At 61.9% G+C, this 23,784-nt stretch carries 19 protein-coding genes; 6 read left to right on the top strand and 13 right to left on the bottom strand.

The features are described from left to right. The first annotated feature begins 283 nt into the window (after nucleotides 1-283). The 3 genes from BLS61_RS02420 to BLS61_RS02410 all read left to right on the top strand — a co-directional run bounded on the left by BLS61_RS02420 (nucleotide 284) and on the right by BLS61_RS02410 (nucleotide 2,024). On the top strand, nucleotides 284-1,000 hold the full coding sequence (locus BLS61_RS02420) for a UTRA domain-containing protein (RefSeq protein WP_090426833.1): 717 nt from the start codon (nucleotides 284-286) through the stop codon (nucleotides 998-1,000). 188 nt (nucleotides 1,001-1,188) lie between these two features. Then, nucleotides 1,189-1,545, top strand: a complete 357-nt coding sequence (locus BLS61_RS02415) for a YciI family protein (protein ID WP_090426831.1) — start codon at nucleotides 1,189-1,191, stop codon at nucleotides 1,543-1,545. A 56-nt stretch (nucleotides 1,546-1,601) separates the two neighbouring features. After that, on the top strand, nucleotides 1,602-2,024 hold the full coding sequence (locus BLS61_RS02410; protein WP_090426829.1) for a YybH family protein: 423 nt from the start codon (nucleotides 1,602-1,604) through the stop codon (nucleotides 2,022-2,024). Nucleotides 2,025-2,039: 15 nt separating this feature from the next. On the opposite strand, the gene BLS61_RS02405 is transcribed toward BLS61_RS02410, so the two are convergent. After that, complete coding sequence (locus tag BLS61_RS02405; protein ID WP_090426827.1) at nucleotides 2,040-2,573, bottom strand: tetratricopeptide repeat protein; 534 nt, start codon at nucleotides 2,571-2,573, stop codon at nucleotides 2,040-2,042. A gap of 152 nt (nucleotides 2,574-2,725) precedes the next feature. Here BLS61_RS02405 and BLS61_RS02400 point away from each other — a divergent pair, with 152 nt between their 5' ends. After that, nucleotides 2,726-3,853 carry a M14 family metallopeptidase gene (locus BLS61_RS02400; protein WP_090426825.1) on the top strand — a complete coding sequence of 376 codons (1,128 nt, stop codon included), beginning with the start codon at nucleotides 2,726-2,728 and terminating at the stop codon, nucleotides 3,851-3,853. Nucleotides 3,854-4,079: 226 nt separating this feature from the next. On the opposite strand, the gene BLS61_RS02395 is transcribed toward BLS61_RS02400, so the two are convergent. The 5 genes from BLS61_RS02395 to gcvH form a co-directional block, all read right to left on the bottom strand. After that, entirely contained in the window at nucleotides 4,080-5,324 is a 1,245-nt protein-coding gene (locus BLS61_RS02395) for an OprD family porin (RefSeq protein ID WP_090426823.1), read from the bottom strand. A 930-nt stretch (nucleotides 5,325-6,254) separates the two neighbouring features. Further along, nucleotides 6,255-7,379 carry a glycine cleavage system aminomethyltransferase GcvT gene (gcvT, locus tag BLS61_RS02390; RefSeq protein ID WP_090426821.1) on the bottom strand — a complete coding sequence of 375 codons (1,125 nt, stop codon included), beginning with the start codon at nucleotides 7,377-7,379 and terminating at the stop codon, nucleotides 6,255-6,257. A 69-nt stretch (nucleotides 7,380-7,448) separates the two neighbouring features. Continuing rightward, nucleotides 7,449-8,702 (bottom strand): serine hydroxymethyltransferase, encoded by a 1,254-nt coding sequence (glyA, locus tag BLS61_RS02385; protein ID WP_090426819.1) that lies wholly within the window; start codon nucleotides 8,700-8,702, stop codon nucleotides 7,449-7,451. 148 nt (nucleotides 8,703-8,850) lie between these two features. Continuing rightward, entirely contained in the window at nucleotides 8,851-11,703 is a 2,853-nt protein-coding gene (gene gcvP, locus BLS61_RS02380) for an aminomethyl-transferring glycine dehydrogenase (RefSeq protein WP_090426817.1), read from the bottom strand. A 9-nt stretch (nucleotides 11,704-11,712) separates the two neighbouring features. After that, a complete protein-coding gene (gene gcvH / locus BLS61_RS02375; protein WP_003245719.1) occupies nucleotides 11,713-12,096 on the bottom strand; it encodes a glycine cleavage system protein GcvH in 384 nt (127 codons plus the stop codon). A 333-nt stretch (nucleotides 12,097-12,429) separates the two neighbouring features. On the opposite strand from gcvH, the gene sodC reads away from it, so the two are divergent. After that, on the top strand, nucleotides 12,430-12,981 hold the full coding sequence (gene sodC / locus BLS61_RS02370) for a superoxide dismutase family protein (protein ID WP_090426815.1): 552 nt from the start codon (nucleotides 12,430-12,432) through the stop codon (nucleotides 12,979-12,981). 416 nt (nucleotides 12,982-13,397) lie between these two features. Here sodC and BLS61_RS02365 read toward each other — a convergent pair whose 3' ends face one another. Further along, nucleotides 13,398-14,918 (bottom strand): sigma-54-dependent transcriptional regulator, encoded by a 1,521-nt coding sequence (locus tag BLS61_RS02365; protein WP_090426812.1) that lies wholly within the window; start codon nucleotides 14,916-14,918, stop codon nucleotides 13,398-13,400. A 73-nt stretch (nucleotides 14,919-14,991) separates the two neighbouring features. On the opposite strand from BLS61_RS02365, the gene BLS61_RS02360 reads away from it, so the two are divergent. Then, nucleotides 14,992-15,198 (top strand): hypothetical protein, encoded by a 207-nt coding sequence (locus BLS61_RS02360; protein ID WP_090426807.1) that lies wholly within the window; start codon nucleotides 14,992-14,994, stop codon nucleotides 15,196-15,198. A gap of 279 nt (nucleotides 15,199-15,477) precedes the next feature. Here BLS61_RS02360 and BLS61_RS02355 read toward each other — a convergent pair whose 3' ends face one another. The 6 genes from BLS61_RS02355 to BLS61_RS23305 all read right to left on the bottom strand — a co-directional run bounded on the left by BLS61_RS02355 (nucleotide 15,478) and on the right by BLS61_RS23305 (nucleotide 23,724). Beyond that, nucleotides 15,478-16,176 (bottom strand): endonuclease, encoded by a 699-nt coding sequence (locus BLS61_RS02355; RefSeq protein WP_090426803.1) that lies wholly within the window; start codon nucleotides 16,174-16,176, stop codon nucleotides 15,478-15,480. 111 nt (nucleotides 16,177-16,287) lie between these two features. Continuing rightward, entirely contained in the window at nucleotides 16,288-17,739 is a 1,452-nt protein-coding gene (locus tag BLS61_RS02350) for a high affinity choline transporter 1 (RefSeq protein WP_090426800.1), read from the bottom strand. Nucleotides 17,740-18,146: 407 nt separating this feature from the next. Further along, nucleotides 18,147-19,283 (bottom strand): mechanosensitive ion channel family protein, encoded by a 1,137-nt coding sequence (locus tag BLS61_RS02345; RefSeq protein ID WP_090426797.1) that lies wholly within the window; start codon nucleotides 19,281-19,283, stop codon nucleotides 18,147-18,149. Between the two features lie 202 nt (nucleotides 19,284-19,485). Next, nucleotides 19,486-21,129: a methyl-accepting chemotaxis protein gene (locus tag BLS61_RS02340; protein ID WP_090426794.1), complete on the bottom strand. Its 1,644-nt coding sequence runs from the start codon at nucleotides 21,127-21,129 to the stop codon at nucleotides 19,486-19,488. Nucleotides 21,130-21,691: 562 nt separating this feature from the next. Then, nucleotides 21,692-22,714: a hypothetical protein gene (locus BLS61_RS23310; protein ID WP_139205524.1), complete on the bottom strand. Its 1,023-nt coding sequence runs from the start codon at nucleotides 22,712-22,714 to the stop codon at nucleotides 21,692-21,694. Then, entirely contained in the window at nucleotides 22,714-23,724 is a 1,011-nt protein-coding gene (locus BLS61_RS23305) for a hypothetical protein (RefSeq protein WP_139205523.1), read from the bottom strand. The genes BLS61_RS23310 and BLS61_RS23305 overlap by 1 nt, the downstream gene beginning before the upstream one ends. Nucleotides 23,725-23,784: the final 60 nt, after the last annotated feature.

Raw genomic sequence — 23,784 nt, 5'->3', positions numbered from 1 at the left:
GATCAGCAATACCCGAGCCAATCTAGGCGCCTTCGATGACAGTTTTATGTCCGGCCACCAATGGCAGATGTCCAGGTGCAGCTGGCCGGTGCGCTTCACAAGCGTAGACCATGGTCAAGTGCCTGATTTTCCGGGCTGCAGATGCGCGAAACCGTGGCATGCGGCGTGCTTGCAGCAGAGTTGTCATCTATCAGTCATCTAGACTGCCTAGTCTTGTAACCCGTCCGAGCAAGTGGCTTTTGCCCTGTCATGGGGCTGGACTAGTCCAAAAGGGGAGAAATTGATGCGCGAAGAAGCGCCACGGGCTGTCACCATCATCTGCCGCGCCCTGCAGGAGCAGATAGACCGGGGCCTGTTGCCCTCCGGCAGCAAGCTGCCGGCCGAGCGCAGGCTCAGCGAACTGTTCGATACCACGCGCATCACCCTGCGCGAGGCGCTCGGGCAGCTGGAGGCGCAGGGGCTGGTCTATCGCGAGGAGCGCCGCGGCTGGTTCGTCTCGCCGACGCGGGTGGCCTACAACCCGCTGGTGCGCACGCACTTTCATGCGATGGTGGCCGAGCAGGGGCGGGTGCCGGCGACCGAAGTCCTCAGTGCCCGGCTGATGCCGGCCAGCGCGCAGATCTGCCAGGTGCTGGAGCTGCCGGCGTTGTCCAGCGTCTATCAGGTCTGCCGCGCGCGGCGCATCGACGGGCGCCTGGTGCTGTATGTCGAGCACTATCTCAACCCGGCCTACTTCCCCGGCATCCTCGACTTCGACCTGACCCGCTCGCTGACCGACCTCTACGCCAGCGAATACGGCATTCACTATGGTCGCGTGCGCTTCGACATGGTGCCCACCGCGCTGCATGCCGAAGCTGCTGCCAGCCTCAAGGTGGCGCCGGGCAGCCCGGCGCTGCGCATCACCCGGGTCAACCGCGACCAGCATGGGCGCATCATCGACTGCGACCTGGAGTTCTGGCGCCACGACGCCATTCACGTCAGCGTCGAAGTCCCGGAGTAGGGTGTGCCGCGCGCACCGAGGTCGCCGGCAGACTTCTAACTAGGCAGTGCGCAAAGACTACGGAAGGCTGGTGCGCATGGCGCACCCTACCGTTTATCGGCTTCTGCGATCTTTTTCCGGCCATTGTCGAAACGTTCCCGGCGCATTCGACTATCCAGTATCCACCCACCAGGGAACTGGAGTGCGTCATGAAATACCTCTGCCTCGTCTACGCCAACGAACAGGAGCTGCACGGCTCCCCCGACAGCCCGCATGACAGCGAATGCTTCGCCTACGCCAATGCTGTACAGGAGAGCGGGCGCATGCTCGCCGCCGAGGCGCTGCAGTCGGTGCAGACCGCCACCACCGTGCGCATGCGCGGCGGCAAGCTGGCGATCACCGACGGCCCCTTCGCCGAAACCAAGGAGCAACTGGCCGGCTTCTATCTGGTGGAGGCGCGCGACCTCAACGAGGCCATCCAGCTCGCCGGACACATTCCCGCCGCCCGTGTCGGCTGCGTGGAGGTGCGCCCGGTGCGCGAGCTGGATATCCACGCGCACGCATGACGCCCAGCCACTATTGCCAGAGCCAGCAGGCCGGAACGGCCGAGAAGGAGAACGACATGAGTCAGCACGAGCTGCAAGAAGCCCTGAACGACTGGACCGAAGCCTGCCGCAGCAAGGAGGTGGCGCGCATCATGAGTCACTACGTCGAGGACGTGGTGTCCTACGATGCCGTGGGCCCCTTGCGCTTTCAGGGGCGCCCGGCGTACCAGGCACATTGGCAGGCCTGCATGGAGATGTGCAGCGGCCCGGGGATGTTCGAGCCATACGAGCCGACCTTCACCGCCAGCGGCGATCTCGGCGTGACCCACTACCTGTTGCACTGCGGCGGCAGCAATGAAAAGGGCGAGCTGCAGACCTGCTGGATGCGCGTGACCCAGTGCCTGCGCCGCCAAGGTGGCCGCTGGTTGATCTTCCACGAGCACTTCTCTGCCCCGAGCGACATGGAAAGCGGCAAGGCGCTGTTTGACCTTCAACCCTAGGAGTGGGTATTCGACTTACTGACCACCCAGCGCCGCGCAGGAAGGCTCGTAGCGCTGCTGGCAGGCGCTCTGGTACAGGCGCTGGGCCTGGTCAGGGTCGCGTGGTACGCCGCCCTCGCCACGGCGGTAGAGGTTGCCCAACACATGCTGGGCCATGGGGTTGCCGGCAGCGGCCGACTGATTGAGGTACTTGAGCATGCCCTGCTGGTTGGCGAACTCTGGGGCATCGCGGCCTGTGTAGAGATAGGCCAGGCTCACTGCCGCCATGGCATGGCCCTTGTCGGCGGCCTGCTTCCACCAGTACTCGGCCTGCTTGAGGTTCTTCTCCGGTTGGCCGACGAAGTAGCTGCTGCCGAGCTGGAACTGACTGTCCAGATCACCACGCTGGGCCTGCTGGCGTAGCTGATCCTGCTCGGTCCTGGTCACGGGTTGTTCGACCTGCGGCTGTGGCGCGGGCGCGGCGGAGTCGGGCTCGCGCCCGGCGCATCCGGCCAGCAGCGCAAGGGCGAACAGGGCGGCGGCGTGAAAGGGCTTGGCTGGACTGGGCATGGAAATGGGCTCCCTGAGCGATAAAACGAGGCAAGTCGCTGTTAGGCCTGCCTCGCTCACCTTAGTTCGCTCTGATCCGTTCGTGCAGGGCTGACTTCACACTCGCCTCGTGAGCTGCAATCCTGAGCGCTGATTTCGTTCACGAGGTGCTCATGAAGATCAGTGCGGATTTCGACAGCGGCAACATCCAGGTCATCGACGTCAGCGACCCGCAGCGCGTGCTGCTGGCCATGCGGCCGGACCTCAACAGCCATCATTTCCAGTGGTTTCACTTCCAGGTCGATGGCCTGCAGCCGGGACAGCGCTATGGCTTCAGTCTGACCAACGCCGGGCAGTCGGCCTACAACAAGGCCTGGGACGGTTACCAGGCCGTGGCCAGTTACGACCAGCAGGACTGGTTCCGTGTGCCGACGCGCTTCGAGGACGGGCAACTGCTCTTCGAGTTGCAGGCCGAGCACGCGAGCGTACGCTTCGCCTATTTCGAGCCTTACCCGCGGGCACGCCACGAGCGCTTGATCGCCACGGCGCTGGAGCGCGGCGCCGAACTGGTGGCTTGCGGCCGAAGCCTGGAGGGGCGCGATATCCAGTTGCTGCGCATTGGCGGTCAGGCCGCTGCGCCGCGCAAGCTGTGGCTGATCGCCCAGCAGCATCCCGGCGAGCATATGGCCGAGTGGTTCATGGAGGGGCTGATCGAACGCCTGCAGGACCCGCATGACGCCGAGGTCCAGGCGCTGCTCAGCCAGGCCGAGTTCTACCTGATACCGAACATGAACCCGGACGGCGCCTTCCGCGGCCATCTGCGTACCAACCTGGCCGGGCAGGACCTCAATCGCGCCTGGCAGTCGGCCAGTGTCGAGCGCAGCCCCGAGGTGCTGTTCGCGCTGCAGCATATGCAGCGCATCGGTGTCGACCTGTTCCTGGATATTCACGGCGACGAGGAAATCCCCCACGTGTTCACCGCAGGCTGCGAGGGCAACCCCGGCTATACGCCGCGCCTGGCCGCGCTGGAGGAGGATTTCCGCCAGCGCCTGGTGGGCATCGGCGCCGAATTCCAGACCTGTTTCGGCTACCCGCGCGACGAACCCGGCCAGGCCAACCTGACCCTGGCCTGCAACGCGGTGGGCGAGGCCTTCGATTGCCTGTCGTTCACCATCGAGATGCCGTTCAAGGATCACGACGACAACCCGCAGCCGCGCACCGGCTGGAATGGCGCGCGCTCGAAGAAGCTGGGGCGGGATGTGCTGACGGTGCTGGCGCAGATGGTGGAGCGCTTTAGGTAGGGCTCGTTGCGAGCCATCGTATGGCGCCCTGGGGTGGACAGGCCTTACAGAACCGCCGCTCTGATGGATGTAAAAAACGACATCCACCCTTGGGTTTGGCATTGGAACCGGTGCGCACGGCGCACCCTACAGGGCTGGCGCAGATCAGAAAAAAAGCCCGTCACGAGGACGGGCGTAAAGTGCCGTAAACACATGGAGACAATCGGACGCGCGAGCGCGCCTGGAATTACAGGATCGACAGCGGGTAGTTGATGATCAGGCGGTTCTCGTCGGCGTCGGCCCCGACGTCGCGGCGGACGCTGGAGTTGCGCCAGCGGATGCTCAGGTTCTTCAGGCTGCCTTCCTGGATGGTGTAGGCCAGCTCCGATTCGCGCGCCCATTCCTCGGCATCGGTACGGCCGCCGGTGTGGATGTTGGAGCCACTGGTGTAGCGGTTCATCAGGGTCAGGCCGGGGATGCCGAGGCCGGCGAAGTTGTAGTCGTGACGCACCTGCCAGGAGCGTTCTTCGGGCGCGTCGAAGCTGGCGGTGAAACCGTCGTTGACCAGCGTGCCGCCACTGGTGCCGTCAATGCGCAGGAACTTGGTATCGCCGCTTAGCCGCTGATAGGAAAGGGTAAAACCGTTGTTGCCGGTCTTGGCGGAGAAGCTGCCCTGATAGACCTTGTTGTCCAGATTGCCGGCCTTGGCTGCGCCTTCTTCCTTGCCGTTGAAGTAACCCAGGTTGGCGCCCAGCACCCAGTCGCCGACCGGCTGGCTGTGGGTCAGCTGCACGAAGCTCTGCTTGTAGACGTCCTCCAGGCGCGCGTGCCATGCGCCGAGCATGGTGCTGTTGCCGTTGAAACGGTACTCACCGCCGCCGAAGTTGAAGTCATCGCCCTCGATACCGTTGAACGACATGTCCTCACGACTGGCGTCGTGGCGCTGGCTGTTCTTCCAGAACTGGCCGCCGTACAGGTTCAGGCCATCGAACTCGTTGGAGGTGATTTGCGCGCCCTGGAAGGTCTGCGGCAGTGAACGGCCATCGTCGGCGCGCAGGATGGGCAGTACGGCGAACCACTCACCGACCTTCAGCTCGGTCTTGGAAATCTTCGCCTTGGCAGTCACCGCGGTGCGACCGAAATCGTCGGCCGGGCGGCCGTCATCGTGGATCGGCAGCATCTGGCTGTTGGCCACGTCGCGGTCGCCATCGAGCTTGACCGAGTACAGGCCGAGCACATCGAGCCCGAAGCCTACCGTGCCCTGGGTGAAACCGGAGCGGGCATCGAGGATGAAGCTCTGGGTCCAGGCCTCGGCCTGAGCCTGGTTGTTCTGGGTATGGTTGAGGAAGTTGCGGTTGAAGTAGTAGTTGCGCAGGCCGAGGGTGACCTTGGCGTCTTCGACGAAGCCGGCGGCATGAGTAGCAGTAGGCATGACGAGCGCCAGCGCGGTGCTGCCGAGCAGGGCCAGGGGAAGGGTGTTGCGTGCGGTCATTGTTGTTGTGCTCCCATTTTTTGAACGAACCATCCCCTGCTGGCCGATTGGCAGCCTGCATGGCGGGTGGGTGTGAATGCCCCGTGGGGCAGGCCGGCCGAACCGCGACCGGTCATTGCCGGCGGCTGGGGTCAGCCTCCGGCGAATCCGGTTGCAGGGCGTGTGAGGGCGACGGGGGCCGAGCGGACGCTTGGCGGCTGCGCTGAAGCAGAGGCGAGGAGGGTCATGTTCTGGTCCTGATTATTGTTGTTATCTATGTCATATGTCGTCATACAACTATAGAGATTATCGACAGCCTTTTTGTCGCTTGTCAACGTCCGGCTAGACCAAAGTATGAGTGATAAAGTCCCGTTTGGCGGCGCTATTGCCGATGGCAAGAGGTTTAACGGATATGCCGAGCAGAGTGGATGACTCAACTGGCATGGCTGATGTTGTGTGATAACGTATAACAAGATCGCGCAGCCTGCGATTGTCCAGCTACGGAGCAGTCATCTGTAGGGCGGGTGCAACCCGCCAGGGACTATGTGGCGGGTTTCACCCGCCCTACGAACGCGCGCCGGGCGCGGGCGGCGGATCAGGGGTGGAAACAACGTAGCCCGGATGCAAATCGGGAGCTTTTCAGGGCCTCCCCGGATTGCATCCGGGCTACGGAGCAGTTACCTGTAGGGCGGGTGCAACCCGCCAGGGGCTATGTGGCGGGTTTCACCCGCCCTACGAACTCGCGCCGGGCGCGAGCGGCGGATCAGGGGTGGAAACAACGTAGCCCGGATGCAATCCGGGAGCTTTTCAGGGCCTCCCCGGATCGCATCCGGGCTACGGAGCAGAGCGCGCGCAACGAATGTAGGAGCCTCGCCCCGAGGCGAAGCTTTCGCGTCCTTCGACCCATTCGCCGCGAGGCGCGGCTCCTGCAGCGCAGGGCTGCGTTGCAAATCAGCCGCGGTAGTAGCGCTGCGGCACGAACGGGGTCTTGGCCACTTTCATCGCCACGCGCTTGCCGCGCACCACGGCCCAGACGTCGCTGTCGACGGCGGTGTGGCTGGCATTGACGTAACCCATGGCCACCGGTGCGCCGAGGGTCGGGCCGAAGCCGCCGCTGCATACCTGGCCGATCACGGTGCCGTCGGCATCGACGATTTCCGCGCCTTCACGCACCGGTACGCGCTCCTGCGGCAGCAGGCCGACGCGCTTGCGCGCCACGCCTTTTTGCTGCTGCTCGAATACGCGCTCGGCGCCCGGGAAGTTGCCGGCACGCTCGCCATCTGCACGACGCACCTTGGAGATGGCCCACAGCAGGCTGGCTTCGATCGGCGTGGTGGCGCTGCTCATGTCGTGACCGTACAGGCACAGGCCGGCTTCCAGGCGCAACGAGTCCCGCGCACCCAGGCCGATGGCCTCGACTTCCGCTTCGGCCAGCAGGCTGCGCGCCAGGGTTTCGGCCTGGTCGACGGCGACGGAAATCTCGAAACCGTCTTCGCCGGTGTAGCCGCTGCGGCTGACGATGCATTCGCTGCCCAGCAGGCGCACGCGGGCCACCTGCATGAAGGTCATCTTGCTCACTTCAGGCGCCAGGCGGGCCAGCACGTCGACCGCTTTCGGCCCTTGCAGGGCGAGCAGGGCGCGCTCCTCGAACAGGCACTCGATCTGGCACCGCTCGCCGATGTGCTTCTGCAGGTGGGCCAGGTCCTGATCCTTGCAGGCGGCGTTGACCACCAGGTACAGGGTGTCGTCACCCAGGTTGGCGACCATCAGGTCGTCGAGGATGCCGCCCTGGGCATCGGTGAACATGGCGTAGCGCTGCAGGCCCACCGGCAGGTCGATGATGTCCACCGGCACCAGAGTTTCCAGGGCACGCGCGGCGTTCTCGCCACGCAGCAGGATCTGGCCCATGTGCGAAACGTCGAACAGGCCGGCGGCCTCGCGGGTGTGCAGGTGCTCCTTCATCACGCCCAGCGGGTACTGCACGGGCATGTCATAGCCGGCGAAGGGCACCATGCGCGCGCCGAGTTCGAGGTGCAGGGCGTGCAGCGGAGTCTTGGCGAGAGTTTCAGTGGTCATGTCGATTTCCTGTTGGGTGCGCCGCGCGCACCGGTTGGGGCCGCGGTGCGGCCCGTTGTACGTTGGGTGTCAGTCAGCGTAGACCGGGAAGGTGGCGCACAGGTCTGCGACCTGGCTGCGCACGCGCTCGATCACGGCCGGGTTTTCCAGGTCGCCCAGGATGTCGCAGATCCAGCCAGCCAGGGTGCGGCATTCGCCTTCCTTGAAGCCGCGGGTGGTCACCGCCGGGGTACCGATGCGGATGCCGGAGGTGACGAACGGCGACTGCGGGTCGTTCGGCACTGCGTTCTTGTTCACCGTGATGTGGGCATCGCCCAGCGCCGCGTCGGCCGCCTTGCCGGTCAGGCCCTGCTTGACCAGGCTGATCAGCATCAGGTGGTTGTCGGTGCCGCCGGAAACCACGTCATAGCCGCGCTCGACGAACACTTCAGCCATGGCGCGGGCGTTGTCGATCACCTGCTGCTGGTAGGCCTTAAAGCCCGGCTCCAGCGCCTCCTTGAAGCACACCGCCTTGGCCGCGATGACGTGCATCAGCGGGCCGCCCTGGGCGCCGGGGAACACGGCGGAGTTGAGCTTCTTCTCGATCTCCTCGTTCTTGCGCGCCAGGATCAGGCCGCCACGCGGGCCACGCAGGGTCTTGTGCGTGGTGGTGGTGACCACATCGGCGAACGGTACCGGGTTCGGGTACAGGCTGGCGGCCACGAGCCCCGCCACATGGGCCATATCGACGAACAGCAGAGCGTCCACCTTGTCGGCGATGGCGCGAAAACGCGGGAAGTCCAGCACGCGCGAGTAGGCCGAGAAGCCGGCGACGATCATCTTCGGCTTGTGCTCGATGGCCAGACGCTCGACCTCGTCGTAATCGATCAGGCCGTTCTCGTCGATGCCGTACTGCACGGCGTTGTACAGCTTGCCCGAGGACGACACCTTGGCGCCGTGGGTCAGGTGGCCGCCATGGGCCAGGCTCATGCCGAGGATGGTATCGCCGGCATTGAGCAGCGCCAGGTAGACGGCGCTGTTGGCGGAGGAGCCGGAGTGCGGCTGCACGTTGGCATAGTCGGCGCCGAACAGCTGCTTGGCGCGCTCGATGGCCAGCGCTTCGACCTTGTCCACATGCTCGCAGCCACCGTAGTAGCGCTTGCCCGGATAGCCTTCGGCGTACTTGTTGGTCAGACCGCTGCCTTGCGCCTGCATCACGCGCTGGCTGCAGTAGTTCTCCGAGGCGATCAGCTCGATATGGTCTTCCTGGCGCTGCTGCTCGGCCTGGATCGCCGCGAGCAGGGCGTCGTCATAGCCCTGCAGTTGGTCGTGCTTGCTGAACATGGTGAGGCCCTCTTTATCGTTTTTCTCGGGATGCAGTCGGCCCGCCCCGGTGAGGGGAGCCGAAAGGAATCGGGGTGGATGTAGCCCGGATGCAATCCGGGGAAGCTGTTGAGAGCTCCCGGATTTCATCCGGGCTACGGGCTGGCGCTTACGCGTCCTGATACGCCTCGATGGACGGGCAGGCGCAGACCAGGTTGCGGTCGCCGTAGACGTTGTCCACGCGGCCAACCGGCGGCCAGTACTTGGCCTCGATCAGGCTCGCCACCGGGTACACGGCCTGCTCGCGGCTGTAGGCGTGGTGCCATTCGCCGACCAGTTCCAGGGCGGTGTGCGGGGCGTTCTTCAGCGGGTTGTCGTCTTTATCCAGACGGCCCTGCTCGACCGCGCGGATTTCCTCGCGGATGGCGATCATGGCGTCGCAGAAGCGATCCAGCTCTTCCTTGGACTCGCTCTCGGTCGGTTCGATCATCAGGGTGCCGGCCACCGGGAAGGACATGGTCGGGGCGTGGAAGCCGAAGTCGATCAGGCGCTTGGCCACGTCGTCGACGCTGATGCCGCTGCTGTCCTTGAGCGGACGGATGTCGAGGATGCACTCGTGCGCCACCAGGCCGCCTTCGCCGGAGTACAGCACCGGGTAGTGCTCTTCCAGACGACGGGCGATGTAGTTGGCGTTGAGAATGGCCATCTGCGACGCGCGCTTGAGGCCGTTGCCGCCCATCATGGTGATGTACATCCAGGTGATCGGCAGGATGCTGGCGCTGCCGAACGGCGCGGCGCTGACTGCACCTTCCTTGCGTGCCATGTGGCCATGGCCCGGCAGGAACGGTGCCAGGTGCGACTTGACGCCAATCGGGCCGACGCCCGGGCCGCCACCGCCGTGGGGGATGCAGAAGGTCTTGTGCAGGTTCAGGTGCGAGACATCGCCGCCGAACTGACCCGGCGCGCAGAGGCCGACCATGGCGTTCATGTTGGCGCCGTCGATGTACACCTGGCCGCCGTTGTCGTGGATGATCTGGCAGATCTCGCGGATGCCTTCCTCGAACACACCGTGGGTGGACGGGTAGGTGATCATGATCGCGGCCAGGCGATCCTTGTGCTCTTCGGCCTTGGCCTTCAGATCGGCGATGTCGACGTTGCCGCGCGCGTCACAGGCGGTGACCACCACGCGCATGCCGGCCATGGAGGCGGTCGCCGGGTTGGTGCCGTGGGCCGATTGCGGGATCAGGCAGATGTCGCGCTGATCGTCGCCACGGCTCAGGTGATAGGCACGGATGGCCAAGAGGCCCGCGTACTCGCCCTGGGAACCGGCGTTGGGCTGCAGCGACACGGCGTCGTAGCCGGTGGCGGCGCAGAGCATGGCTTCCAGCTCAGTGGTCAGCTGGGTGTAACCCGCGGCCTGCTCGACCGGAGCGAATGGGTGCAGGTTGCCGAACTCCGGCCAGGTGACCGGGATCATCTCGCTGGCGGCGTTGAGCTTCATGGTGCAGGAGCCCAGCGGGATCATGCTGCGGTCCAGCGCCAGGTCCTTGTCGGCCAGCTTGCGCAGGTAGCGCATCAGCTCGGTTTCGCTGTGGTAGCGGTTGAACACTTCGTGCTGCAGGATCGCCGACTGGCGCAGCAGGCCTTGGGGCAGGCGGCTGGCGACCTGTGCGGCCAGCTCGCTGACGGCCGGGGCGGCCTGATCGCCGGCGAACAGCGCCAGCAGGGCTTCCACGGCGGCCTGGTCGGTGGTTTCGTCCAGCGACAGACCCAGACGCTCGGCGTCGATCTCGCGCAGGTTGATGCCGGCGGCACGGGCCTTGGCATGCAGCTCGGCGGTCTTGGCGCCGGTCTTGATGCTCAGGGTGTCGAAGAAGTGCTGCTGCTCGACGCTGTGGCCCAGCTTGGTCAGGCCCAGGGCGAGGATGGCGGTGAAGCTGTGCACGCGCTGCGCGATGGCGGTCAGGCCTTTCGGGCCGTGGTACACGGCGTACATGCTGGCGATGTTGGCCAGCAGCACCTGCGCGGTGCAGATGTTGCTGGTGGCCTTCTCGCGGCGGATGTGCTGCTCGCGGGTCTGCATGGCCAGGCGCAGGGCCGGCTTGCCGAAGCGGTCCACCGACATGCCGACCAGGCGGCCCGGCATGTCGCGCTTGAATGCGTCGCGGGTGGCGAAGTAGGCGGCGTGCGGGCCACCGAAGCCCAGCGGCACTCCGAAGCGCTGGGCGCTGCCCAGGGCGACGTCGGCGCCGAACTCGCCCGGCGGGGTGAGCAGGGTCAGGGCCAGCAGGTCGGCGGCTACGGCCACCAGGGCATTGGCGGCGTGGAAACGCTCGACCAGGGCGCGGTAGTCGAAGATGTCGCCGTTGCTCGCCGGGTACTGCAGCAGCGCGCCGAAGTAGGCGCTGGCGTCGGTAATGGTGGCTTCGTCGCCGACTTCGATATCGATGCCCAGCGGTTCGGCACGGGTGCGCAGCACGTCGAGGGTCTGCGGGTGGCAATGCTGGGAAACGAAGAAGGTGTTGGCGGCCTTGTTCTTCGACAGACGCTTGCAGAAGGTCATGGCCTCGGCGGCAGCGGTGGCTTCGTCGAGCAAGGATGCGTTGGCGATCTGCATGCCGGTGAGGTCGCTGATCAGGGTCTGGAAGTTCAGCAGCGCTTCCAGGCGGCCCTGGGAAATCTCCGGCTGGTACGGGGTGTAGGCGGTGTACCAGGCCGGGTTTTCCAGCAGGTTGCGCAGGATCGGGCTCGGCGTGTGCGTGCCGTAGTAACCCTGGCCGATGTAGTTCTTGAACTGCTGGTTCTTCGCGGCGATGGCCTTGATCTTGGCCAGGGCGTCGGCTTCCGACAGGCCCGGCTGCTCGCCGAGGATGCTGGTGTCCTTGATGCTCTCGGGGATCACGGCATTGGTCAGCGCGTCCACCGAGTCATAGCCGAGCAGTTCGAGCATGGCGGCGGTGTCGGCATCGCGCGGGCCGATGTGGCGGGCGATGAATTCGTTCTGGGTATCGAGCTTGGTCATGGCGGTCACTCAGGCGTCGGCGTTGGCGTTCAACAGACGATCATAGCCGGCCTTGTCCAGCAGGTCGGCCAGCACGGCGTTGTCGGCCAGGCGCATGCGGAAGAACCAGGCCTTGTCCAGCGGCGATTCGTTGACCAGCTCCGGGCTGCCTTCCAGGTCGGCGTTGATTTCGACGATCTCGCCGTCCAGCGGCATGACGATGTTGCTGGCAGCCTTCACCGACTCCAGCACCGCCACCTCTTCGCCCTGGGCGTAGGCCTTCACTTCCGGCAGCTGTACGTACACCACGTCGCCGAGCGCGTCCTGGGCGTAGTGGGTGATGCCGACGGTAACCAGACCATCGTTGTCCAGACGCAGCCATTCGTGATCGGCGGTGAAACGCAACTCGCTCATGTCAACTCCTCAGGGGGTAAAGGTGTCCGCTTCTTGGGTGGCGGGCAGGTGGACAGGCGTTTGCAATGCCAGTGCCAATGGCAAAATATTCAATAAAATCAATAAGTTATTAATATATTCCAGGCCTGTATATGATTGTCTGGAACGATATCGATACGAATAGGCCTGTCGCAAATGGAAAAGTTGAAGTCGCACGAGGCGCGGCGCGGCTTTCGGGTGCTTGTTGCTGAATCGTTACGGTGGATCGTTATCGATACGGCAACTAGCTGGAACCGCTCCGGGGCATCGAGGGTCGGTAAGGGGGAGGCTTTATCGACAAGGAGATAGATCGACATGAAACCCCTGATTCCCCTGGCATTCGCGCTGCTTGGCGCCACCAGTCTGCAGGCCAGCGAGACGGTTACCGTGACGCTGGAGCAGGCCACGGAGAAAGGTACTGGCGCATCCATCGGCACCGTGACCATCAGCCAGTCGGCCTACGGGCTGGTATTCACCCCTGATCTGCAGGGGCTGGAACCTGGCGTGCATGGCTTTCACGTGCACACCGAGCCCAACTGCAACGCCGCCGAGGTGGATGGCAAGCTGACGCCGGCCGGCGCAGCAGGTGGCCACTGGGACCCGCAGAATGCCGGGCGCCATGGCTTCCCCTGGGAAGACAATGCCCACCTGGGCGACCTGCCCGCACTGCTGGTGACCGAGGACGGCAAGGCCAGCCAGCCGGTGCTGGCGCCACGGCTCAAGAGCCTGCAGGACCTGCACAATCGTTCGCTGATGATTCACGCTGGCGGCGACAACCATGCCGATCATCCGCAGCCGCTGGGCGGCGGCGGGGCGCGTGTGGCCTGCGGGGTGATCAAGGTGCCGACCAGCACCACGCCGATCTGATCCAGCGCCGGGAACCGTAGGGTGGGGTAGCGGCGCCAATAGGTGAGCTTTCACACTCTGCGGTCGTGGTGCGCCGCGTAACCCGCCGGGCGATGATCCTGCGTTGCGCCGATGGTGGGTTACGGCGCTGCAGGCCCAGTGGGATGACGAGTGTTTGCGATATGCGCCTAACCCACCCTACAGATTCGGACTATCGCGGAGTGAGCGTACGCTACGGAACCGTAGGGTGGGTTAGCGGCGCTGGCCGATGAACGATCTGACGCCGCGGTCGTGGTGCGCCGCGTAACCCACCGGGCGATCTTCCGCGTTGCGCCGATGGTGGGTTACGGCGCATCTGAACCTGCGGGATTTCCGTATTTAAGACAGGTGCCTAACCCTCCCTACAAGGGCGAGTGGCCCGCTTGTTAAGCCTGGCCTTAATGCTTGCCCGGAATCCCGTACTTGCGCAGGCGCTTGGCGATGGCGGTGTGCGAGGTACCCAGGCGTGCGGCCAACTGGCGGCTGGAGGGGTGGCTGTCGTAGAGCTTTTCCAGCAGCGCCTTCTCGTACTCGTCCATGGCCTGTTCCAGGCTGGCGACTTCCCCTTCCACCTTTGGCGCCACTTCGGTGCCGGCGATATCCAGATCGTCCATCTCCACCCAGTTGCTGTCGCAGATCGCGGCGGCGCGGAAGATCACGTTCTGCAACTGGCGCACGTTGCCCGGCCAACGCCCGGCCAGCAGGGCGGGGAAGGTGGTCGGCGCCAGGCGGCAGGGCAGGCGCTGGATCTGCGCGCAGGCCTGGGCCATGAAGTGCTGGGCCAGCAGCAGGATGTCCTGGCCGCGCTCGCGCAGCGGCGGCACTTCCAGATTGAGCACATTGAGGCGGTAGAACAGGTCTTCGCGGAAGCTGCCTTCGGCCACCATCTTTTCCAGGTCGCGGTGGGTGGCGCTGAGGATGCGCACGTCCACCTTCACCTCACGGTCGCCACCGACGCGGCGGAAGCTGCCGTCGCTCAAAAAGCGCAGCAGCTTGGCCTGCAGATAGGGCGACATTTCGCCAATTTCGTCGAGAAACACCGTGCCCTGGTTGGCCAGCTCCAGCAGCCCCGGCTTGCCGCCGCGCTGGGCGCCGGTAAAGGCGCCGGGGGCGTAGCCGAACAGTTCGCTCTCGGCCAGGTTCTCCGGCAGGGCGGCGCAGTTCAGGGCGAGGAAGGGCGCATTGCGGCGCACGCTGACGGTATGACAGGCGCGAGCCACCAGCTCCTTGCCGGTACCGGTTTCGCCGTGGATCAAGAGCGGTGCGTCCAGCGACGCCACGCGCAGGGCACGGGCCTTGAGCGCGCGAATCGGCGCCGATTCGCCGAGCAGCGAGTCGAAGCCCTCGGCATGATCATGATGCAGCGCGGCCAGGCGCTGGCCCATGCGGCTCGGGGCGTAAAGGGTGAGCAGGCCACCGGTCAGGCGACCGTCTTCGGTGATCGGCTGGGCGTCGAGCAGCAGCGGCTGGCCGGCGAAATGCACCTCGCGCAGTGGCTGGTGGAAACCGGCGGCGAGCAGCGATTGCTGCAGTGCGTCATCGGCGAACAGCGCGGCGATGCTCAGGCCTTCGGGCGTGCGGCCGCACAGCTCCACCAGCGCCGGGTTGGCCAGTAGCACGGTGGCGCGGTCATCCACCGCCAGCACCGGGTCGGGCATGGCCGCGAGCAGGGCATCGAGCTGCAGGCGGCGACGCTGGCCGGGCAGAATGTCCACCACCTCCACGCTCTGCACGCCGTGCACCTGCAGCAGCGCGCCACGCAGCTCATCGAGCACCGCGGCGCTCAGGGTCGGTGCGTCGATGTAGACGTTTGGCGGTACCATCTCCACCGCATCGAGGTTCAGATTGCGTCCGCCAAGCAGCGCCAGGACTTCCTGGGTGATGCCGACGCGGTCGATGAAGCTGACGTGGATGCGCATTGATGACGGTCGAAATGGGCGAACAGGCGGCGATTATGCCTGCTCCGCCGCGCATGAGGAAAAGGGCAACACCGTGAGCACAGAAAAACCGAGCCGCGCCGACTACCACCGCGAGCACCAGGCCCGCGCCGAAGCCGAGGCCCAGCGCCTGCTGGCGCGCAGGGCCGAGCTGCAGGGGCGCTGGCTGCCCTGGGTGGCCCAGGAGCTGTACCAGCTCAGCCCGCCGGAGTTCGCCAACATGGTGCGCCGGGAGTTGCAGCGGTTGACCAGCTCTTCGTAGGGTGCGCCGCGCGCACCGCCCCACGGTTGCCGGCGAACACCCTTCCCGCTACGGGCCTCTGGGCTTTGGCGGGGGCTAGCCGCGCCCCATGATCGCTTGCCGATTCCTGCAATTGCCGTTTGGGTCGGTGCGCACGGCGCACCCTACGAGCCTCTTTTCCCCGCCGATCTCCCGCGCTATCGGGACCTGCTGCCGTAGGGTGCGCCATGCGCACCCGCTCTCAGCGATTCGGTGGCGATCTTGGAACATCGGGAAATGCGCTGCGTACGGCGCACCCTACTATCCACGCCCCCGCGCACAGCGGCTCATATCCACCTTGCCCACATAGGGGTTGCCCCAGCCCATCACACAAGCCACCTGCTGGTTGCGCTGCTGCTCCCAGGGTTTGACCGGGTAGGCCTTGCTCCAGGCTTCGTAGAGCTGGCGATCCTGCTTCGACAGGCGCAACTGGTAGCGGTCGGACATGTAGAAGTAGGTGCGCGCGATCATCCCGCGGATGGCCGGACGCGGCATCACCTTGCGCGCCTTGAAGTCCACCACCGTCTCGCATTGCCCGTACTGATGCGGCTTCTGCGGCAGCCAGGCGAAGCTGTAGTTGCTGCGATCACCATTCACCTCGCCGATGCTCGGCACCAGGTTGTGCAGGTCGGCTTCGGCCTTGCGGAACTGCGCATCGTTGGCCGCGCAGTTCTTGCGGCCGCCTTTCTGCCAGCACTGGCGCTGATGGCCGATCACCCAGGCCGGGACGATATGCTCCCACTCGATGCGCTGGGCGCGGCCCGCGTTCTTGCGGGGTGTGTAACCACAGGAGCGCAGATCGACCCGATTGCCGCTGTACTTGCAGCCGCAATAGAACTCGGTGGACTGCTTGGCATACAGCGGCCAGGCCAGGCGCTTGGCCTCGGCGAACGTGGTGGGTGCGGCGTGCAGGGAGAGGGTTGTGAAATAGCAGATCAGGGGGAGTAGGTATCGAATCATGGGGCGGCAGAGTAGCCGTCACCGCTGTCGATGTGAAGATGAAAAATTCATGTTTTTCAATGGCTTATATGATGGCAAAGCGCCCTCCTCGAGCGAGGAGGGCGCCTGGCTTCAGGCGTTGGCCGAGGCGGTGATGGCCTGCACGCTCGCGCCGCGGTCGCGGCTGAACTGCGGCATCAGCGAGCCGACCAGCATGCCCGCCAGGCTGATCAGCAGACCGGCCAGCTGCGGCGGCCAGAAATCGCCTTCCTGATAGGTCAGCTCCAGGGCGACCCAGCTCGACAAGCCCAGAATGATGGCCAGCAGCGCGCCCTGAGTGGTCGCACGCTTCCAGAACAGGCCGGCGAACAGCGGCACCACGGCGGCCACCAGCGTCACCTTGTAGGCGTTGCCGACCATCTCGTAGATGCTCGCCGTGGAGTGCAAGGCGAATACCGAAGTCGCGATGGTCATCGCCACCACGCTTACGCGCATGGCCAGCAGGAACTGACGGTCGCTCATCGCCGGTACGAAGTTCTTCAGGATGTTCTCGGTGAAGGTCACCGACGGCGCCAGCAGCGTGCCCGAGGCGGTGGACATGATTGCCGACAGCAGCGCACCGAAGAACATCACCTGAGCGAACAGCGGCGTACGCTCCATGATCAGGTGCGGCAGGATCATCTGCGCGTCCTCGGCCAGCCACTTCTGCACCATCGCCGGATCGATCAGCGAGGCGGCGTAGGTGAGGAAGATCGGCAGCATGCAGAACGATAGGTAGAAGACCGCACCGGCCATCGAGGCACGCGCGGCGATGTTCTCGGTCTTGGCCGACATCACCCGGGCATACACGTCCTGCTGCGGGATGGAGCCGAGCATCAGGGTCACCGCCGCGGCGATGAAGGCGACGATATCCCGTGGTTCGAAGGCATGCATGAAGGTGAACTTGCCCTCCGCTGCGGCATGGCTGATCACCACGTCGGCGCCGCCGGCCATGTCGCCGATCAGCCACGTCAGGTACACCAGGCCGAGGACGATGATGATCATCTGCACGAAGTCGGTCAGCGCCACCGACCACATGCCGCCGAACAGGGTGTAGAGCAGCACGATGCCCGTGCCGATCAGCATGCCCTGGGTGGTGCTGATGGAGCCGTCGGAGAGCACGTTGAACACCACGCCCAGCGCGGTCAGCTGCGCCGCCACCCAGCCCAGGTAGGAGCCGATGATCACCAGGCTGGTGAAGATCTCCACATGCGGCCCAAAGCGCTTGCGGAAGAAGTCGCCGATGGTCAGCAGATTCATGCGATACAGCGGGCGGGCGAAGATCAGGCCCACCAGCATCAGGCAGCCGAAGGAGCCGAACGGGTCCTCGACGATACCGGCGAAGCCTTCCTCGATGAAGGTGGCGGGAATGCCCAGCAGCGCCTCGGAGCCGAACCAGGTGGCGAACACCATGGCTGCGACCAGAGGGAAGGACATGCTCCTGCCGCCAGCGGCGAAATCCTTGGAGTTTTTGACGCGAGTGGATGCATAGAAGCCGACACCGACGGTGAACAGCAGGTAGATCGCAACAAACCAGATCAGCATTGAATGAATACCAGTGGCTCGCCCGTCGTCCGGCGTGGGCGATGCCCGCTAGGCCGCCTGGACAGACAGAATTGTTGTTTTCATGGCGCGTCACGACTGGCGAGCGACGCCGGCAGGCGTCCGCGGTCATCTGCCGCAACGGGCGAGCAGTCTGCCAAAGCCGTAAAATATGTCAAACAGATAAAAGCCTGCGGACCGCAAAAAACGATAAACGACGTGCCTCAAGCAACGGTATCTGCGCAGAATGCGGGTGACGCATCCGGATGGACGGCAGGCGTTGTTGATATTTTACGATTGTGCCCGACCCGCAGCGCCGGCGTTCAGCTGCGCGCGCCACGAAGGGCGCAAGTGCAGCGTCGCGTTCGCCTCCACAGCGCAAGGGCAGGGCGTAGCAGGTCGGTACGCAGCTAGCTGAACCTGGGCAGGCGCTGATCGCCAGTGCCGCCGTCGGTGTCGGTATCGGCGTGCTGCGGCAGGCCGGCGACCTCGAGTGTCGGCATCCTCTCGCCTACCAGGCGCAGGTCGCGACGCGGCAGGGCGAAGCGCACGTCCAGCTCGCGCAAGGCATCGAGCAGTTGCAGATTGATCTCCTGCTGGATGTCCATGTACTGGTTGTAGTCCGAACTCTGCACGATATAGACCACCTCGAAGGTCAGCTGGCTTTCGTCGAAACCGAGAAAGTGCGCGCGGTCGAACCTGGCCTTGGGGGTGGCGCGGATGATGTCGCCGACCTTCTCCGACACCTGACGCACCTTGTCGCTGGGCGTGTCGTAACTGATGCCGAACTTGAAGACGATGCGGCGGGTGTTCATGCGCTTGTAGTTGTGCACGATCTGCTTGAGCAGATCGGCATTGGCGCACACCACCTGTTCACCGCTGAGGCTGCGGATGCGCGTGGTCTTCAGGCCGATATGCTCGATGGTGCCGGCCACCTCGCCGAATACCACGAAATCGCCGATCTCGAAGGGCTTGTCGACGCCGATGGACAGCGAGGCGAAGACATCGCTGAGCACCGTCTGCACCGCCAGCGCCACGGCGATACCGCCGACCCCCAGGCTGGCCACCAGCGCGGTGATATCCACCCCCAGGTTGGCCAGGATCGACAGCAGCATCACCGACCACACCACGATCAGGATCATGATGCTGATGATGGTGGTCATCACCGGGTTGTAGGAACCGCTCTTCTTCATCACCAGGCTACGCGACCACAGGCGCACGCCGGTATCGACCCATAGCGCCACCTGCAAGGCCAGGGCGACGAACCAGGTATGGCTCAGCGCGCTCTGCCAATTGCCGGGCAGCTCCGTCAGACGCAGCGCCAGCAACAGGGAAAAGGCCAGCAGCAATACGCGGCTGGTGCGGCCCACCACCACGGCGATGAAATGCGGCCAACTGCCGTCCTGATCCTTCGACCAGGCCATCAGCCGCTTGTGCAGCGTGCCGACCACGGCACGCAACACGCTGTAGATCAGCGCCGTGGCGACGATGACGATCGCCACGTTGAGCCAGAGCTCACGTTCAAGCCAGATATTCCACTGTTCCATCGCCAGGGGCCTCCAGAGAAACACGTATAGATTTCTGGTGGCGTTGGGACGCAGAAGTTCCGGTTGGATCTGCTTTGGCTAGGGGCAGGCTCTGGCTTTGGGGCACTGCTGCCTGATCCAGGCAGCGGGAAAAAGGTCGGGCGAGCTGCATAGGTCATCCATGCAGCCGCCCGACCGTTTGGCTGTTACCTGTACTGCGTCTTCAGGCTGCCCGGACCTTGAAGAAGCTCACCTTGTCGGTCAGGCGGTTGGCCAGGGTTGCCAGTTCATGGCTGGAGGCCGCCACCTGCTCCGAGCCAGCGGAGGTTTCCAGAGTCGCGTTGTGGATGCGGCTGATGTTCTGGTTGACCTCCTCGGCGACCGCGCTCTGTTGTTCCGAGGCGCTGGCGATCTGCGTGTTCATGTCATTGATTGCAGTGACTTCATCACTGATCTTGCTCAGCGCCTGCTCGGCCAGGATGGTCTGCTCGACGGTCTTCTGCGCCAGTTGGCGGCTCTCGAGCATCACCTCCGCGGCCTTGCTCGCGCCCTCCTGGAGCTGGGCGATCATGCCGCGAATTTCCCGCGTCGAATCCTGCGTGCGGGTCGCCAGCGAGCGCACCTCGTCCGCCACCACGGCAAAGCCGCGGCCGTGCTCACCGGCGCGGGCAGCCTCGATGGCCGCGTTGAGCGCCAGCAGGTTGGTCTGCTCGGCGATGGAGGTAATGACCTCGATGATCTTTTCGATGCTCTCGCTATCGCTGGACACCTGTTGCACGCTCTGCGTCGCACTCTCGAGCGTGCGCGCCAGGGTCTGGATGGCGTTTGCCGTCTCGTTCACCACGCGATTGCCAATGGTCACCTCGCCGCCGGCATTGCGTGTGGCGGCTGCTGCGCTGGCGGCGTAGTTGGCCACCTCGCTGACCGTGGCAGCCATCTGATTGATCGCCGTGGCCATTTGCTCGGCCTCGCTCGATTGCAGGCGAATCTGCTGGTTGTTGCTGTCGGAGGTGGCCATCAACTGATCCGACGAATGAGTCAGCTCGGTTGCCGCACTGCGTACCTGCGCAATGGTGTCGCTCAGGTGGCGCACCATGTTCTGCAGGTCCGCCATCACGCTGTTGGGATACTGCGTCTCGATCTGCTGATCGAGCTCACCCTTGGCCAACTGCTGGATCACCTGCGCGACCCGGTGCGGTTCGGCGCCCAGTGTCGACTTCAACTTGTTGATGATCACCAGGCTGATGCCCACACTCAGCAGCAGTGCGGCACCCGTGACCAGCAGAATCAGCAAACGGAAGCCACCGGCCACCTCGCGCACCTCGCCCAGATCCTGACTGATCACCTCTTCCTGGTGATCGATAAAGGCATTGATGTGCTTGAGCCACTCGCTGTAGGCGGGAGAGACCCGCTCCATCAGCAGCGGCAGTGCTGCCTGGTTGCCGTCGCGGCGCAGGCTGATCAACTGCTCGGTCAGCGCCAGCGTGCTGCGCTCGATGGTCTTGATGTTGTCCAGCAGACGCTGCTCCGCCGCCGTGGGCGCCTGTTTCGCCAGCAGCGTGTCCATGGCCTGCGCCGACTCCTGATAGAAGCGGTCGAGACGCTGGATTTCGCCCAGGTGCCCGGCCAGCGCGGCACCATCGCCATCCAGCACCGCATCGCGAATGGCAATGGCGCGGTCATGCACGCTGCCGCGAAAGTTGATCGCGTAACGCTGCTTCAGCGCAGCGCCATCGCTGACGGCGGTCAACGTCTCGTCGATGAAACCGACGCGCTGCACACCGATGAGCGTGATCAGAATCATCAGTGACAGCACCAGGCCAAAGCCCAGGCTCAGACGCTGAGCAATACTCATGGGGGAATTCATGCGGTTACTCCTCAAGATGCAGACAACGCCGCGCGGTTTGCGCGATTTACAGACCCGGTCTGCCGCAAACTTGTACATTATTTTCTGTTTGTATAGCTATTAGGGCTTTTCAATGGGCAGGCATGGCGAAGTTAATTGATAGCAATGTGCCGCTCTAGGTCGGGCGTATTGGCGGGATATGGCTCAATACAGAGGCCTGGAGAGGCGCATGCGGGGCGACGAACGGCTTGCTTGTGAGGGCTGAGCGTAGGAGGGAGATGTTGGAATCTTGTACAGGATGATCACCGTGCACATGGTTTTCGTCCGCGTGGAGCGATCTCAGCGGGGGGATCAAATCCCTTCAAGCCAGAAACGAAAAAGCCCCGTCAGCGATGACGGGGCTTTTGCTTGGCTGTCTTGGAGCGGGTGATGGGAATCGACCCTTCCCGGCCTCTCGCTGTGATCCGCAAAGCCCGGCTTTTCTGGCCTTGTAGCCCAGCCACTACGGCATTTTTCTGCTATCTCTCGCAGTGTCTTCGACACTTTTTTGACTCTTCTATGACCTTTGGCAATCTCTGTTTTCTCAGATTATTGCCTGTACCTGTGATATGTACTCTTCAATGTTATCTATTTTTTTTATTTCAAAAGGATGTTGTTTTTTTAATATTGACTCAATGTCAAAGGTTTTTGGCATTAGTCTTGTGTATGCGAGCTTGTATGAGTCTTCGTTTATGCAGGGGATTTGTGCAGTTTTATATTCAAAGTTCTTTTGATCTGCTAGTATTTGCGGGGGGCTTTCCAGATATTTGCCTATGTTGCTCTCTAGTTCTTGTTCTGTTTTGTAGATATCAAACCAGGCAATATGCCTCATTTTTTTATTTTCTGGTATTGAGAATATTGGGAATTCCCCGCTTTCGAAATACCTGCATATTATTTTGTCGTCTACTATTGGTACGTCTTTAATACTGAATCCAGAGTATATTTTGTTGCTATTTATGATGAATGGGATGATTGTATTTATGTCTTTGTGATCTGTTTTCCAGTCTAGCTTTTTAAATATTTCTTCAAGATTTTGCTTTACGAATTCTGTTTTTCTTTTTACTTGTTCTGCCGCGCCTTCAAGTGTTTTTATTGCTCGATAGTAAGAGATTGGTGAGTCTGTGGTTACGATTGATTTTGCTTCGCCTATAAGTACTGAGCTACCTACCCGGAAAATTATGTCTATTTCTTCTTTTGTTCCGTTTACCTTTATTATTTTTGTTGTTGCTTTTTCGTAATTTTGAACTAACGGGTTATTCTCTAAGTGGGAATTCAGCTCGTCTAGAGAAGTTTTCTCGTATTGATACCCTTTTTCTGTCATTTCAATTTTTAGTGCCGTGAGCCAGTTTTCAACTACTCTTGTTAATACAGGGCTGCTAAGTGCGCTTGTCAGCATGCAGTACTTCCCTGGCTCTGTTTCTACCAAGGGGTGGCACCATAGGTCAGTTTCCTTTCCTTTAAATGTTAAGAAGTCTAATATTGTCTCCGTTTTGACTGTGTCGAGTTTGGTTGCTTTTGCTGTTGCAATTATTAGTTTTTGTTTTTTTACTCTGGTGCAGTATTCCATTAGTTTTGCGGGTGTATAAACCCCAGAGTTTTCTGGGTATTTTTTTCGTACAGCATTGATAGTAGTGATAGGGTGCGGAAAACTTCTAAAGCTTCTTTTATATTAAAGCCGTGTTCAGTGGGCTTTTCTAAAAGGCTTAAAGGGAATTCGTCTTCTAGATAGATTCCAGAGGTCTTCAGCTGCGCGTTGTGCAGTTGGATTTCTGGTTCAGCTTTTTCGAATTTCTCTATTTTTAGGTCTTTGCTTTTTCCTGAGCCAATTGGTTTTATGTAGAGGTCGTTTTCAAAAAATTTCCAGAAAATATTGTTGGAAAGAATCCCGGCTTGATGCGCATGTAGTTTTCTTTTTCTGAGATTCGATGTCTCGTATGCAATTTCTTCTGGTGTTTTTATTTGTTTTATTTCGTATATCTTTTCTTCTCTACTGTGTTCTATGAACTCGAAGTCTCTCCAGATTAAAGCATTCCAATAGCTTTCACATGTGCCGTAAGTTTGGGAGAAATATGACTCCAGTTCTATGAAATGTAATACTTCTGTAGGCTGCTCTCCTATCGGTATTTCTTTTTTTTCTTTTATTCTGCTTACGCAATTTTCGATTGCTTTCTCGAAGCCGTCAACCGCGCTATGTATTAGTTCGTCTACTGAAAATTCAATTCCGGCCTTATTTTTATTTGAGGTTGTGTGGAGTAGATTTAATATTTTATCTTTGTTGTCTTCTCCTGTTTTTTTAATTAAGAAGGTATTTCTGTTGGATATGGCGAATAGTAGTTCAAGATATCTGCTGTTTTTTATTTTTGGTGCTTGCTTTTTAAAGACTTTTCCAAGTTCGCTTCTGATTTCTTTCAGCAATTCGTTGAAGATTATTCCTGCTGCGTATATCTTCTCTTCTTCTTCTGAGCTTTCTCCTTTTACTGCATTCCACTCTTTTTCCCATGTCTCTATCTTGAATTTTCTATTGGTGGGGCCTGGTATCTGCCCGCTTCGAACTTTATCAATGAAACTTCCATTCATTTTTAGGCTCCTTAATATTTCGTGTTGAATTTTCTTTGCTGGTTTTTCTTGGGTTGGTGT

The organism is Ectopseudomonas guguanensis (genome assembly GCF_900104265.1).
In the GTDB taxonomy this organism is placed as follows: domain Bacteria; phylum Pseudomonadota; class Gammaproteobacteria; order Pseudomonadales; family Pseudomonadaceae; genus Aquipseudomonas; species Aquipseudomonas guguanensis.
The sequence above is the reverse complement of the archived record's forward strand: the minus strand, read 5'-3'. Positions and strand labels throughout refer to the sequence as shown.

Bases quoted from the DNA above. Each gene is read 5' to 3' on its own strand.
- BLS61_RS02410 (WP_090426829.1), top strand. From the start codon at position 1,602: ATGAGTCAGCACGAGCTGCAAGAAGCCCTGAACGACTGGACCGAAGCC.
- BLS61_RS02405 (WP_090426827.1), bottom strand. From the start codon at position 2,573: ATGCCCAGTCCAGCCAAGCCCTTTCACGCCGCCGCCCTGTTCGCCCTT.
- gcvT (WP_090426821.1), bottom strand. From the start codon at position 7,379: ATGACCACTGAAACTCTCGCCAAGACTCCGCTGCACGCCCTGCACCTC.
- BLS61_RS02355 (WP_090426803.1), bottom strand. From the start codon at position 16,176: ATGATTCGATACCTACTCCCCCTGATCTGCTATTTCACAACCCTCTCC.
- BLS61_RS02340 (WP_090426794.1), bottom strand. From the start codon at position 21,129: ATGAATTCCCCCATGAGTATTGCTCAGCGTCTGAGCCTGGGCTTTGGC.
- BLS61_RS02420 (WP_090426833.1), top strand. From the start codon at position 284: ATGCGCGAAGAAGCGCCACGGGCTGTCACCATCATCTGCCGCGCCCTG.
- gcvP (WP_090426817.1), bottom strand. From the start codon at position 11,703: ATGACCAAGCTCGATACCCAGAACGAATTCATCGCCCGCCACATCGGC.
- BLS61_RS02365 (WP_090426812.1), bottom strand. From the start codon at position 14,918: ATGCGCATCCACGTCAGCTTCATCGACCGCGTCGGCATCACCCAGGAA.
- BLS61_RS02345 (WP_090426797.1), bottom strand. From the start codon at position 19,283: ATGGAACAGTGGAATATCTGGCTTGAACGTGAGCTCTGGCTCAACGTG.
- BLS61_RS02400 (WP_090426825.1), top strand. From the start codon at position 2,726: ATGAAGATCAGTGCGGATTTCGACAGCGGCAACATCCAGGTCATCGAC.
- BLS61_RS02415 (WP_090426831.1), top strand. From the start codon at position 1,189: ATGAAATACCTCTGCCTCGTCTACGCCAACGAACAGGAGCTGCACGGC.
- glyA (WP_090426819.1), bottom strand. From the start codon at position 8,702: ATGTTCAGCAAGCACGACCAACTGCAGGGCTATGACGACGCCCTGCTC.
- BLS61_RS02395 (WP_090426823.1), bottom strand. From the start codon at position 5,324: ATGACCGCACGCAACACCCTTCCCCTGGCCCTGCTCGGCAGCACCGCG.
- BLS61_RS02350 (WP_090426800.1), bottom strand. From the start codon at position 17,739: ATGCTGATCTGGTTTGTTGCGATCTACCTGCTGTTCACCGTCGGTGTC.
- gcvH (WP_003245719.1), bottom strand. From the start codon at position 12,096: ATGAGCGAGTTGCGTTTCACCGCCGATCACGAATGGCTGCGTCTGGAC.
- BLS61_RS23305 (WP_139205523.1), bottom strand. From the start codon at position 23,724: ATGAATGGAAGTTTCATTGATAAAGTTCGAAGCGGGCAGATACCAGGC.
- sodC (WP_090426815.1), top strand. From the start codon at position 12,430: ATGAAACCCCTGATTCCCCTGGCATTCGCGCTGCTTGGCGCCACCAGT.
- BLS61_RS23310 (WP_139205524.1), bottom strand. From the start codon at position 22,714: ATGGAATACTGCACCAGAGTAAAAAAACAAAAACTAATAATTGCAACA.